Source organism: Clostridium sp. HBUAS56017 (genome assembly GCF_007115085.1).
Taxonomy (GTDB): Bacteria; Bacillota; Clostridia; order Clostridiales; family Clostridiaceae; genus Clostridium; species Clostridium cibarium.
The window spans coordinates 110,081-124,846 of the sequence record NZ_SULK01000008.1; the positions used below are offsets into that span (position 1 = coordinate 110,081).

The following is a 14,766-nucleotide window of genomic DNA, read 5'->3' on the forward strand; positions in this document are numbered from 1 at the left end:
ATTTGGCGCCAAAATGAATGATAAAGTAATTAAAAAGAGAGAAGAAATATCTGAAGAGTTTAAATGGAAACTTAATAAGATTTATAAAGATCAAGAGGATTGGGAAAAGGATTTTGAAAGTTTAAAGAATGAGAGTACGAAAATTAAAGAGTTTGAAGGAAAGCTAGGAAATAAGGAAGAGATATTAAATTATCTTGAATTTAATGAGAAAATCTCAAGAAAAGCTGAAAAGCTTTATGTATATGCACATATGAAATGTGATGAAGATACTACAAATCAAAATGCACAAGGTGATATGAATAAAATTGATGCATATATGGCTGAACTTGGAAGTTATAGTGCGTTCTTCGTTCCAGAGATACTTGCATTAAATGATGGATTCGTAGAAGATTTAATTAAGAATGATGAAAGATTTAAGTTGTATGAATTCATGTTGAAAAATATTTTAAAAGAAAAGAAGCATGTCCTTACAAAGGATATGGAAGAACTTTTAGCATTAGCTTCAGATTGTTTAGATGCTCCATCAAGTATTCATAATATGTTAACAAATGCTGATATGACTTTCGAAAAGATTAAAGATGAAGATGGGGATGAAGTAGAGCTAACAGAAGGAAATTATTCAACATTTATAAAGAGCAAAAATAGAGAAGTTCGTGGTGAAGCTTTAAAAAAATTATTTAAGGAGTATAAAAAACTTGAAAATACTCTTGCAACATCCCTTACGGCTTCAGTAAAAACTTTTAATTTTGATGCAAAAGTTAGAAAATATAATTCACCACTTGAAGCATCACTTGAGCCAAACGACATTCCTTTATCTGTTTATGAAAAGGCTATAGAAACTATAAACAATAATATTTCATCTCTTCATAGATATGTAAAAATTAAAAAGAAGCTTCTTGGATTAGATGAGATGCATATGTATGATCTTTATGTGCCTATCATTGAGGTGAAAAAGGAACATGTAACGTTTGAAGAGGCAGTAAAAATAGCTCATGAAGGACTAAATCCATTAGGAGAAGAATATCTAGATATATTTAATAAAGGTATAAAAAGTGGATGGATAGATATATATCAGAACAAAGGGAAGAGAGGAGGAGCTTATTCTTGGGGCAGCTATGATACAATGCCATATGTTTTACTAAATTATAATTATGAATTAAATGATGTATCGACTTTAGTTCATGAGATGGGGCATTCTATACATTCGTATTATTCAAGAAAGACACAGCCATATTATTATGCAGGTTATACTTTGTTCTGTGCAGAAGTAGCATCTACTACTAATGAAGCATTATTAATTCATTATTTAATTGAAAAAGAACAAGATAAAAATAAAAAGTTGTTCCTAATAAATCAAGAGTTAGAACAAATAAGAACAACAGTATTTAGGCAATTAATGTTTGCTGAGTTTGAGTTGTTTAGTCATAATACCTTGAATGAAGGGACTTCACTTACGGCTGAAGATTATAATACTAAATGGCATGAGCTTAATGTAAAATATTTTGGAGAAGATATGATAGTAGATGAAGATATCGATATAGAATGGGCAAGAATTCCACATTTTTATTCAGATTTCTATGTGTATCAATATGCTACAGGTTATTCTGCAGCATCAGCTTTTGCAAAGTCTATAATTAATAAGGAGCCAGATGCAGTTAGAAAGTATTTAGGATTTTTAAGCATGGGTGGAAGTAAGTATCCAATAGATATACTAAAGGATGCAGGAGTTGATATGACTACACCAAAACCAATAGAAGCCACTTTAGATAGATTTAATGAACTTTTGGATATGTTAGAAGAATTATAAAAAAATAAGTGTTAGTTATATTGGATTGATTGAACTTTCCATAGTAGTTTAATTAATCCAATATTTTAATTTTGTGAGGTCGGTGAGATAAATGAATAAAATGATGAAGAATATTTTTAGCTATCTAACTAAAAATGAAGGGTTTTATATGGACCAGTGCAAAAATCTTTATACTAAAAGAGAGATATGGATAGCTGTAAAAAAGTTTCCACAAGGAATATTTGCAATAGCTATTACAGATGATAAGAATGCTGATATAGATGAACGTGAGGTAAGAGAACATCTTTTAAAAAGCGGAATGAATTTCTCTTTAAATCTTATTGTTTTAACTAATAGTGAATATATAGGAGAGTTTCATGGTAGTTATCCTAGAGTAGTTATAAATATAAATAGTCATAGAATAATGTATTGCGATCAATCTTTGGAGGGTATTGGTAATGCTGCTGTAGAAATCATCAGAAGAAGTGAAAATCCGCATAAGAAAAATAAAAGTAATTATGTGATTACGATAGCGCTAATAAGTATTAATATAATTTTATATGTAATAAGTGGAATACTATCAGATAACTTTTTGGATATAGATGGCGCAGTATTATTGCTGTTAGGAGGAAAATTCGGGCCATTAATTAACAATGGAGAATGGTGGAGAATAATAACTTGTAATTTTTTACACGGAGGACTTATACATATAGTCACAAATATGTATTCATTGTATATTATAGGATCTCAGATAGAAATTATTTTTGGAAAATTAAAATATATAATTATTTATACTATTGCAGGTATAACTTCTAGTCTGTTTAGCTATTATTTAGCTCCGAATACATTATCAATTGGTGCATCGGGAGCAATTTTTGGGTTATTAGGAGCATTACTTTCGTTTGCAATAAAAGAAAAGGATAGGATAAATAAAGGGGTTATAACAAATATTCTTATTGTAGTAGCGCTTAATATATATATAGGAACAACTATACCTAATATAGATAATTATGCTCATTTTGGAGGACTTATAGGTGGAATGATAATTTCTGTTATATTTTTACTTACTAGTAAAAAAAGTTTTTACTAGTATTTTCTAATATACAGTGAGTTCTAATGAATATATAATAAAAATTATGTATATATTATAGTGAGATATTTTTGAAAAATATTTTACATAAAAAACTGAAATATGATTTAAATAGCTAGGTTGCCATAAACAAAATTAATATGAAAACCAATATTAGATAAACTAATATCAAAAGGAAAGTTTAATTTAAAATTAAGATTTAGCTACTTGATTTTTCAAAGTAATTGAACTATATTAATAAGGATGTACAATGACATAAATAGGATAAAATAATAAATGAGATTACAATCTTATTAGAGCATTAGGAGTGAAAAAAAATGGGAGATATTATATATACAATTACAGCGGTGTTCCAAATTTTTGTATTTGTAATTACATGTTACTACGCCATATTAGGCTTGTTTGGATTGCATAGAAAAAAAGAAGTGAAAGATTATACACCTAATAACAAATTTGCAATGATAGTGGCAGCTCACAATGAAGAAGTAGTAATAGGTCAGCTGATAGAAAGTATGCAAAAACAAGATTATCCGAAGGAATTATTTGATATTTATATTATTGCTGATAACTGCACAGACAAGACAGCTGAAATAGCAAGAAAATATGATGGCGTTACTGTATGTGAGAGAGTTAATAAGGATAATAGAGGTAAAGGTTATGCTTTAGAATGGATGTTCGATAAGTTATTTAAGATGGATAAAGAATATGATGCAATTTCCATATTTGATGCTGATAATTTAGTTCATACAGATTTTTTAAAAGAAATTAATTCGAAAATGAATCAGGGATATAAAGTTGTACAAGGCTATATAGATAGTAAGAATCCAGATGATTCATGGATTGCAACATCATATTCAATAGCATTTTGGTCTCAAAATAGAATGTTCCAACTTGCTAGAAATAATGTTGGATTATCAAATCAAATTGGAGGAACAGGATTTGCAATTGCAACTGAAACTCTTAAAGAGTTAGGGTGGGGTGCAACTTGTTTAACAGAAGATTTAGAGTTCACTTGTAAATTGGTATTAAATGGAGAAAAAGTGGGTTGGGCACATGATGCTAAAATCTATGATGAGAAGCCACTAGGGTTAAAGCAATCATGGGTTCAAAGAAGAAGATGGATGCAAGGATTTACAGATGTAGCATCAAGATATTGCGTTAAACTTTTTAAGAAATCAATAAAAGAGAGAAAGTGGTACATATTTGATGCTGGATTGTATGTATTACAACCTTTTGCAACATTACTTATAGGTGTAGCTGCTGTTCTAACTTTTATACAAAGTAATTTTGGAGCAAATATTTTTGTAATAAATGATTTATTTAATAATATAGGTTTTCAAGTGTTTGCATTAATACAGTTTATAATAACACCATTAGTGCTTATATTAGATAAGAAAATAACAAAAGGTTTTTTTGCTATGTTTGTGTTATTTTCATCAAATATTTTCATATTTCCATTAGTAGCTAAGGGTGGGGATGAATTATTTGTTTTAGGAGTAAATGTAGCCTTTTATGGAGGATTCCTTTTAGCAACATTTTTCCTTTTAGGAAAGAAAGCTTTATTCTTTTTCTTTAGATTTTTACTATATGGAATATATACATTGACATGGATACCTATTACAATACAAGGTATACTAAGAAAGAATAATAAAGAGTGGAATCCAACAAAACACGTAAGAAATGTAGAAATATATGATGTATAATTGTATATAATATTAAGGCGAGGCACTGATAATTCAGATTGCTTCGCCTTAATTGTTTTGACAGAATGTTTAAAAAAAAGTATATTTTAAGTTAGAGATTATACAAATAGACTATAAATAATTCACATTAGATAAATTGGAGGACAGTTATGGTGAAGGATATTAATACGACATATGATGTAACGGACTTAACTTCTTTAGAAAAACTAGAACCTGTTAGGGTTAGACCAGGTATGTATATTGGGTCTACAGGGACAAAGGGATTGCATCATTGTGTGTGGGAAATATTGGATAATTCCATTGATGAGATAACTAATGGTTATGGAGATACTGCAGAAGTTATTTTAAATAAAGATAAAAGTGTTACCATAGTAGATAATGGAAGAGGTATACCAACAGGAATACATCCAGTAAAGAAAAAAAGTGGTGTAGAGATGGTATTTACAGAACTTCATACAGGAGGAAAGTTTGATAATAAGAATTATAAGACTTCAGGAGGACTCCATGGAGTAGGAGCTGCTGTTGTAAATGCGCTTTCTAAATGGGTAGAGGTTGAAGTTCATCAAAATGGCAATATATATCGCCAAAGATTTGAATATGCATACGATAAAAGTTTAAAGAAAGATATGCCAGGGACTCCTGTGACAAAGTTGGAGGTCGTTGGTAAATCAAAAAAAACTGGTTCGAGAATAACATTTATGCCAGATCGAGATGTTTTTTCAACAACAGAATTTAAATTTGATGTAATTGATGAGAGATTACAAGAATTGGCGTTTCAAAATAAAGGGATTAAACTTAAATTAATAGATAGAAGAAAAGAAGAAGAAGTAAATAAAGAATATTATTCTGAAAGGGGACTTTTAGATTTTATAGATTATTTAAATGAGAGTAAGACACCCATTCACGAAACTCCAATACTTTTTGAAGGAGATAGAACCGTAAATAATCTTCAGATGTATGGAGAAGTGTGTATACAGTTTACAGATTCAACTACAGATAATATTGCAAGTTACGTAAATAATATACCTACAACAGAAGCAGGAACTCATGAAACTGGGTTTAAAACCGGAATGACTAGAGCTTTTAAGGAAGGTGCAAGAAAACTTGGCCTTGTAAAGGAGAAAGACAAGGAATTTGAAGGTGATGATTTAAGAGAAGGAATGACTGCAATTGTCAGAATTAAAATAACTAATCCAGTTTTTGAAGGGCAAACTAAAACAAAGCTTGGAAACAATGAAGCTTATACTATGATGAATGATTTAGCATATACAAAACTTTTAGAATGGATTGAAGATAATAAAGAGTTAGCTACTAGTATAATTAATAATGCTCTTCAAGCTGCTCAAAGAAGAGAAAAAATTAAAAAGATAAATGATGCTGAAAAGAAAAAGATAGGTAAAGGTACAGCACCTCTAGCTGGTAAGGTTGCAGTTTGTACATATAAGGACAATACTATTAATGAATTTATAGTAGTTGAGGGAGATTCAGCTGGAGGATCAGCAAAACAGGCTCGAGATAGAAGATTCCAAACTATAATGCCATCAAAGGGAAAAATAATGAACACTGAAAAACAAAAACTTGAAAATGTTCTTGCTTCAGAAGAACTAAGAATTTTTAATGCAGCGGTAGGCACAGGTACTTTAGATAACTATAAAGAAGAAGATTTAAAGTATGATAAGATAATAATAATGAGTGATGCTGATGTAGATGGATACCATATAAGGACCTTATGGATGACTTATATATATAGATATATGAGGCCATTAATTGCAAATGGTCATTTGTATTTAGCGCAGCCACCATTGTATAAAGTGTATAAAAAAGTTAAAGGTGAAGATATTCATGAGTATGCATATAGTGATGACGAACTTGAAAAAGTGAAGAAGAAGATAGGCAAGGGAGCATTAATACAAAGATATAAGGGTCTTGGAGAGATGAATCCTGATCAGTTATGGGATACTACTTTGAATCCAGAAAGTAGAACTTTATTTCAGGTAACTATAGAAGATGCAGCAAAAGCAGAAAGAATGGTATCACTGCTTATGGGTGATATTGTTGAACCTAGAAAAAATTATATGTACAAGTATGGTGAATTCTAGGAGGAAAGGAGTAAAATATGGCTAAAAAAGTTACGAAGATTCCTAAGGATAACAATATTATTAGGATACCACTTGAAGAGGCGATGCCGGACAATTATTTACCTTATGCAATAGAAGTTGCAAAAGAAAGGGCCTTGCCAGATGTTAGAGATGGACTTAAACCAGTTCATAGAAGAATATTATATGGAGCTTATTTGCTCAAAGCTTATCCGGATAGACCTTACTACAAGTCAGCAAGAATAGTTGGAGATATTTTAGGTAAATTTCATCCACATGGAGATTCCTCAGTTTATGATGCTATGGCAATATTAGCACAGGATTTTTCAACTAGGGAGCCTTTGATGGATGGACATGGAAACTGGGGATCTATCGATGGTGACAGTGCAGCTGCTATGAGATATACAGAAGCTAGACTTTCAAATATAGCTATGGAAATGATAAGAGATATAGACAAGGATACAGTAGATATGGTTCCAAACTATTCAGATAGTGAATTAGAACCTAAAGTATTACCTAGTAGATATCCTAACCTCTTAGTAAATGGAACCTTTGGTATTGCAGTAGGTCTTGCAACCAATATACCACCTCACAACCTAGGAGAAGTTACAGATGGTGTTTTGGCATATATAGATAATCAAGAAATAAGTACTAGAGAGTTAATGAAATATATAAAAGGACCAGATTTACCTACAGGAGGAATTTTGATAGGAAAGAATTCTTTACTATCAGCTTATGAAACAGGTGAGGGTAAGGTAACTTGTAGAGCAAAAACATCTATTGAGAGATTAGAAAATGGCAGAGTAGGAATCGTAATTACTGAATTTCCATACAAAAGAAATAAAGCTAAGTTACTTCAGACAATTTCAGAAATGACTGGTGATAAAAGACATGCAAAAGCTCTAGAATCAATAACAGATATTAGAGATGAATCAGATAGAAGTGGAATTCGTGCAGTTATTGAATTTAGAAAATCAGCTGATGAAGGCGTAGCAGATAAAGTATTAAAATATTTGTTTAAGAAGACAGATCTTCAATGTAATGTAAGTTTTAATATGGTAGCTTTAGCAGATGGAAAGCCAGAAACTATGGGACTTAAGACTATTATTACTCATTATGTCAATCATCAAAGAGAAATAATTAAAAGAAGAAGTGAGAGAGAACTTGAAATTGCAGAGAAAAGATTTCATATAGTTGAAGGTTTTATTAAAGCTATTAGTATTTTGGATGATGTTATTAAGACTATAAGAGAGTCTAAATCCAAAAAGGATGCTGGAGAAAATCTAATTAGTAAATTTGATTTTACAGAAGCACAGGCAACAGCAATTTTAGAGTTAATGCTTTATAGGTTAACAGGACTTGAAATAACTACATTTCAAAAAGAATACAAGGAATTGGAAAAGACCATTAAAAGACTTAAAAAGATATTATCAGATGACAGAGAGTTATTAAAAGTAATAAAACATGAGCTTAAGGAATTAGCTGAAAAATATGAAAATCCAAGAAGAACTGAGATAATAGAAGATGACAGTGAAGCTAAAATAAATGTTGAAGAGTTATTGGTCGTTGAAGATGTAATGATAACTTTATCAAAAGATGGATTCATTAAAAGAATACCTCAAAAGAATTATGTAAGATCTAATTCAAATCCAGAGGATATAGAGTATAGAGAAGGAGATGAATTAAAATATCTTATTAAATCAAATACAAAAGATAACTTGCTTCTGTTTACAGATAAAGGTAATATGTATAAGATTAGAGGAATAAATATTCCGGAATGTAAGTGGAAAGAAAAAGGAGAGAGAATAGATACCCTTATAAAATCATTCAATTCTGAAGAAGAATCAGTAGTAGGGATAGTTTCAGTAGATAATCTTGATCCAAATAAATTTGTTAAGGTTATTACAAATAAAGGAAGTATAAAAAAGAGTTCTCTAGATAAATTTGAAACTAGCTATTCAAAAATTCAAGCAAGTAAATTAAGAACTAATGAGAGGGTAATAAAGGCTGAGATAGAAGCAGAAGAGAAAGAATTCTTGAAAGTTAATACTAGATTGGGATTAGAATTTACATTGAAAGTTCCTACTCTAGAAGATTCTCCAAGGAATATTCTTGGACTTCAATTATTTAATCTTTCAGAAAAGGATGAAGTAATAAGTGCTGAATATGTTGATAGTATGAAATTTGTTGAATATACAGTTGGTATTACAGCGAAAGGTAATTTAAAAGGTTTTGCAAGAGCTAATAAAAATGACTTACTAAAAGTTAATACAGATTCAGAAAGTAATCTTATACTGTTTACAAATAAAGGACATGTAATAAACTTGAAAGCATTTTTGATACAAGAAGCTATTAAAGATGAAATTCCATTGAATAATTTGGTTGATGGACTTGAAGCAGGAGAAAAAGTAGTTGCTATATATTCTTTAAAAGAATTTAATGAGAATTTTGCAGTATACACTATTACTAAGAGAGGTCTTGTTAAAAAGACAAATTTAAAAGAATTAAGTGGAGATTATTTAATTCAACAAGTTTATAAATTTAAATATAAAGATGATGAAGTGGTATCTGTAGATATATCAAATCAAAACTTAGGGCATTTAGTTATAATAACTAAAAAGGGTATGGCTATTAGGTTCCCGGTTAATAATGTAAGTCTTATGGGAAAGGTTGCTTCTGGAGTTACTGGGATAAGCCTAAAAGAAGATGATGAAATAGTATATGCAAAATCATTTGTCAACATGGAGCAGATGAGTACAGGAGAAATTGCCGTAACATCGATAGATAAGTATAAATTACAGTTATTAACGAAAAATAAAGAAGTTAGAGAAGTATTGTTACAAGATATAAAACTTCAAAATCGAGCTGGAAGAGGAAGTAGTATAATGATTGTTCAGTTAGATGATGAAATAAAAAATGTAAGCTTGATATAATTTATAGGAGGTATGGAAATGGGAAAAGTTGCTGTGTTATTAGCAGAAGGCTTTGAAGAAATTGAAGCATTAACTGTGGTGGATATTATGAGAAGAGCGGAAGTTACTTGTCATATGGTATCCTTAGAAAAAATTAATGTTTTAGGTGCACATGGTATTGAAGTCAAAAGTGATAAAATATTAGATGAAGAAATAAAATCATATGATTTAATAGTTCTTCCGGGAGGAATGCCTGGAGCTAGAAATTTACAGGAAAATAGAAAAGTACTTGAAATAGTTAAATACTTTCATGAAAATAAAAAGTTAGTTTCAGCTATATGTGCAGCACCAATAGTTCTTGGATCTGCAAATATTATTAAGGGTAAAAGTATAACTTCATACCCAGGTTTCGAAGATGAATTACAAGGATGTAATTATAAAGAAGAGAAAGTTGTTGTGGATGGAAACATTATAACAAGTAGAGGGCCTGCTACAGCTATGGAATTTGCATATAAACTATTAGAAATTTTAGGAAATGATAAATACAAAGCGATAAGTGATGGAATGTTATATAGCTAATTTATAAAGTTGCGGGGATGAGTGAATTGAAAGAAAAATGGATGGTTATTAATAAGAAAAAAGAATTTGAAATGCTAAAAAGTGAGATAGAGTTGCATCCATTAATATTAAGATTACTTGCTAATAGAGGGATATATTCTAAGGAGGATGCATCCCTTTTCCTTTATGGCGATCTAAAAAAATTATTAGATGGAAATTCTATGAAAGGAATGGAAGAAGGAGTAAACTTAATAAAAGAAGCTATTCTAGCAGGAGAAAAAATTGTAATATATGGAGATTATGATTGTGATGGAGTATGTAGTACTACTATATTGAATAAAACTTTAGAAAGTCTTGGAGCAAATTTTGTGTATTATATTCCAAACAGAGAAGAAGAAGGATATGGAATAAATAGTGATAGGATTAGAATATTAAAAGAAGAAGGTGCTGAAGTAATTTTAACTTGTGATAATGGTATTTCGGCAATAGAGCAAGTTAAGGTAGCTAAGGAAATAGGGCTTAAAGTGGTAATAACTGATCATCATGATATTCCATATATTGAAGAGGGGGAGGAGCGGGTATTTAAAATACCAGATGCTGATGTGGTAATAAACCCAAAACAAGAAGATTGTCCCTATGAATTTAAAGAGCTTTGTGGAGCAGGAATAGCGTTGAAATTTTCACTATGTTTACTTTCAGCTATGGGTAAAAACTTAGATGAATTCAAGGAATTATTTCAATATGCTGCGATAGCTACAGTTTGTGATGTAGTAGAGATTCTTGGGGAAAATAGAATAATCCTTAAAGAAGGATTAAAACAGATAAACAATACAGAAAATAAAGGACTTAAAGCGTTGATAAAGGAAACTTCTCTTGAAAATAAAGAAATTACTGAATATCATTTTGGATTTGTTTTAGGACCAACAATCAATGCTACTGGAAGACTTGAAACAGCAGATTTATCAGTAGAATTACTAATTACAAATAATGAGGAAAGAGCAGCAGAGTTAGCAAAAAAACTTTATGAGTTAAATAAGATAAGGCAAGACTTAACATCAGAAAGTGTGGAAAGAGTAATAGAAGAAATAGACAAGAATTTTAATCCGGAAGAAAGAGTTATATTAGTTTATGATGAAAATATACATGAAAGTATAGCTGGGATAGTAGCAGGTAGGGTGAGAGAAAAATTTAATCTTCCTACAATAGTTATGACCAAAGGTAAAGATATGCCAAAAGGATCTGCTAGAAGTATAGAAGGATATAACATGTTTGAAGAATTAAATAAGTGTAAGGAGTATATAGAAAAATTTGGAGGACATCCAATGGCTGCTGGACTTTCAGTAAAAGAAGAAAATATACCTTTATTAAAAAAAGCTCTTATTGAAAAATGTCCTTTAAGTGAGGAAGATATAGTGCCTGTAACTAGAATAGATTCTCCTCTTGCATTAAGTAATATAGATGAAGAATTGATAAATAATATAGAGAAGTTAAAACCTTTTGGAAAAGGTAATAATAGCCCTCTGTTTGCTGTTAGAAATTTACAAGTAACTAGAGTGTTTTTTATGGGAAAAGAAAAGAATTTTATGAAGTTCAGGTTTCTCTTGCCTGGAGGAAATAGTTATATAGAAGGAGTAAATTTTGATAAATATGACTACTTTAAGGAAGAGTTCACGGATAAGTTTGGAGAAGATAAATTTTTAAAGCTTAAAGATGATGGATATTGTAGCTTTAAAATGGATATAGTTTATTTTCCAAATGTAAATGAGTATATGGGAAAGAGAAATATTCAACTAAATATAAAAAATATAAGAATATAATATTGGAAAAGAGATATTTTCATTAGTGAAAATATCTTTTTTGTTTTCTTTGTTAGAGTTTTGTCATTCAGCTGTATTCTGATAAAAAATAATTTGTTAGACAATTGTAGTATTTGGTTTCGTGATTAATATCACGGTGTTTGGTTTGCATTTTAATTATTCTATTATTGTATATAAATTATATAAAATGAAAATATAATACATAAACCTACAAGTGAAAAATTTGTCAAGAAGAAGAGGTGGTAAAAAGAGAATCATAATAAAACACTTTTTTAAGAAAGAGGGATACTATGAAAAAGGTTCAATCAACTTGTAATTATTGTGCATTAGCCTGTAACTTGGATTTTTATGTTGATGATGACAGAATAATAAAAGTGTTACCAACAAAAAATTATCCAGTTAATAATGGATTTGCATGTATTAAAGGATTGTCTCTAGACAAACAACAAACAATAGAAAAAGAATCAACATTGCCTAGAATTAAGCAAAAAGATGGTTCCTTTAAAAGAATTTCTTGGAATGATGCATACAAAGTAGTAGCAGACAAATTTTTAGAGTTACAAGAAAATTATGGAGAAGAAAGTGTTGCAGCTATTAGTACTGGTCAATTAACTCTAGAGGAATTTGCTTTGTTTGGACATGTAATGAGGAACTATTTAAAGACCAATGTTGATGGAAACACAAGGCTATGTATGGCTACATCAGTAGTTGCTCATAAACAAAGTTTTGGATTTGATGCACCTCCGTACACATTAGGAGATGCGGAATTATCTGATACCATAATATTAATTGGTGCTAATCCTGTTATAGCACATCCTGTGTTTTGGGATAGAATTAAAAATAATAAAAATAAAAAATTAATAGTTATCGATCCGAGAAAATCAGAGACAGCCCAAAATGCTGATTATTGGTACGGCATAAAAGGAAAAACAGATCTAATATTACTTTATTCTATAGCTAATAATCTTATAAGTAAAGGGTATATAGATAATGAATATATAAGTAATTATACAGAAAGATTTGATGAGTTTAAGGAATTTGTTAAACAATATACTATAGAAAGAGCAAGTAAAGAAACTGGAATTAGTGAAGAATCAATTCTAGAACTTGTAGAATTAATTCATAATGGAAAAAGAGTTTCTTTTTGGTGGACAATGGGGGTTAATCAAGGTTATGAAGCTGTTAGAACTGCACAAGCTATAATTAATTTAGCCTTAATGACAGGAAATATTGGGAAACCAGGGACAGGGGCTAATTCTCTTACAGGACAATGCAATGCAATGGGTTCAAGAGCATATAGTAATACAGCATCCCTTTATGGTGGAGGAGATTTTGATAATATAGCTAGACGTGAAAGAATTGCTGAGGTTCTTGGAGTTAATGAATCTTTACTTGCAACCAAGCCTACATTAACCTATAACGCGATTGTTGAGAAGATTATAGCAGGAGAGATAAAAGGTTTATGGGTTATCTGTACAAATCCACGCCATTCATGGACAAATAATAAAAAATTTAAAGAAGCTATGGATAAATTAGAATTTTTTGTCGTTCAAGATATCTATGGTAACACTGATAGTTCTAAAGATTGTGATATGTATCTTCCTGTAGTTCCAGGAACTAAGAAAGAAGGAACTTTAATAAATACAGAAAGACGTATATCTGCTTTGCGCCCAGCAATTGAAAAATCTTTAGATGAGAGAAGTGACTATGAAGTTATTTATGGCATTGGACAAGCACTAGGAATGGGAGAAATTCTTGATAATTGGAGAACTCCAAGAGATGCATTTAATTTAATGAAAGAATGTTCTAGAAATATGCCTTGTGATATGACAGGTGTTACCTATGAGGGGTTGGAAAATTCAAATGGAATTCAGTGGCCTTTTAGAGAAGGGGATATTCTCAAAGAAGATCAGAGAAGATTATATGAGGACAATAAATACTACACTCCTTCAAAAAAAGCTAAGTTTATGTTCGAAGAAGTACAAGAAAATCCATTGCCAACTACAAAGGAATTTCCTTATATATTAAATACGGGCAGGGGAAGTATTGGACAATGGCACACACAAACTCGTACAAGAGAAATAGCTGTTGTTGAAGATGTTAATATTAAGGATGCATATATTTATATAAATACTAAACTTGCAGAAGAAATTGATGTTAAAGAAAATGAAAATATTAGAGTTTATTCTATTAATGGAAATTTTTCTGATTTTAAGGTAAAGGTTACAGACGATGTTAAGTATGATGAACTTTATGCACCTATCCATTACTTGGAGTGCAATAATTTAACCCCATCTTTATATGATTCTTATTCTAAAGAACCTTCATATAAGACAACTCCAATTAATATTTGTAAAATTCAAGTTGGAGGAGATAAGTTATGAAAAGAATAAAAGCGGATAGAAGTAAATGTGTAGGATGTTTAACTTGTGTCTCAGCTTGTATGGTTAGTCATGAGAGTTGTGATTCAAGAAACCGTATAGTTAGAGATAGTAAAAACAATATTAAGCTTATTTTCTGTCACCAGTGTGATAAGCCAAAATGCGTTGAAGCGTGCAGTAATGGAGCTATGTCAAAAAACGAGGAAAATGGATTGGTTGAATACAACAAGGAACTTTGTATAAGCTGTAATAAATGCATAGAGGCCTGTCCTTTTGACGCGCTGAAAAGTGATTCAATTGAACACAAAGAAATTATGAAATGCAACATGTGTACTCATAGAACAGAAAATAATGAACCAAATCCTATGTGTGTAGAGAAATGCCCCATGGGAGCAATAAACTTTATATAAGCATAAATATAGG

9 protein-coding genes are annotated in these 14,766 nt (G+C 30.4%); all 9 read left to right on the forward strand.

Features of this window, described 5'->3' with window-relative positions; genetic code table 11:
- Positions 1–13: 13 nt before the first annotated feature.
- The 9 genes from pepF to FAY47_RS09000 all read left to right on the forward strand — a co-directional run bounded on the left by pepF (position 14) and on the right by FAY47_RS09000 (position 14,753).
- Positions 14–1,807, forward strand: coding sequence for an oligoendopeptidase F (gene pepF, locus FAY47_RS08960; protein ID WP_143316365.1), 1,794 nt, complete (start codon positions 14–16; stop codon positions 1,805–1,807).
- Between the two features lie 103 nt (positions 1,808–1,910).
- Complete coding sequence (locus FAY47_RS08965; RefSeq protein ID WP_207706232.1) at positions 1,911–2,876, forward strand: rhomboid family intramembrane serine protease; 966 nt, start codon at positions 1,911–1,913, stop codon at positions 2,874–2,876.
- A gap of 317 nt (positions 2,877–3,193) precedes the next feature.
- Positions 3,194–4,579, forward strand: a complete 1,386-nt coding sequence (locus FAY47_RS08970) for a glycosyltransferase family 2 protein (protein ID WP_143316367.1) — start codon at positions 3,194–3,196, stop codon at positions 4,577–4,579.
- A 149-nt stretch (positions 4,580–4,728) separates the two neighbouring features.
- Positions 4,729–6,678, forward strand: coding sequence for a DNA topoisomerase IV subunit B (locus FAY47_RS08975; protein ID WP_143316368.1), 1,950 nt, complete (start codon positions 4,729–4,731; stop codon positions 6,676–6,678).
- A gap of 17 nt (positions 6,679–6,695) precedes the next feature.
- Positions 6,696–9,608, forward strand: coding sequence for a DNA topoisomerase IV subunit A (locus FAY47_RS08980; protein WP_143316369.1), 2,913 nt, complete (start codon positions 6,696–6,698; stop codon positions 9,606–9,608).
- Between the two features lie 18 nt (positions 9,609–9,626).
- On the forward strand, positions 9,627–10,166 hold the full coding sequence (locus FAY47_RS08985) for a DJ-1 family glyoxalase III (RefSeq protein ID WP_143316370.1): 540 nt from the start codon (positions 9,627–9,629) through the stop codon (positions 10,164–10,166).
- A 17-nt stretch (positions 10,167–10,183) separates the two neighbouring features.
- Positions 10,184–11,962, forward strand: a complete 1,779-nt coding sequence (gene recJ, locus FAY47_RS08990) for a single-stranded-DNA-specific exonuclease RecJ (protein ID WP_243129583.1) — start codon at positions 10,184–10,186, stop codon at positions 11,960–11,962.
- A 290-nt stretch (positions 11,963–12,252) separates the two neighbouring features.
- A complete protein-coding gene (locus FAY47_RS08995) occupies positions 12,253–14,346 on the forward strand; it encodes a molybdopterin oxidoreductase family protein (RefSeq protein ID WP_143316372.1) in 2,094 nt (697 codons plus the stop codon).
- Positions 14,343–14,753: a 4Fe-4S dicluster domain-containing protein gene (locus FAY47_RS09000; RefSeq protein ID WP_143316373.1), complete on the forward strand. Its 411-nt coding sequence runs from the start codon at positions 14,343–14,345 to the stop codon at positions 14,751–14,753. Before FAY47_RS08995 ends, FAY47_RS09000 begins: the two co-directional genes overlap by 4 nt.
- Positions 14,754–14,766: the final 13 nt, after the last annotated feature.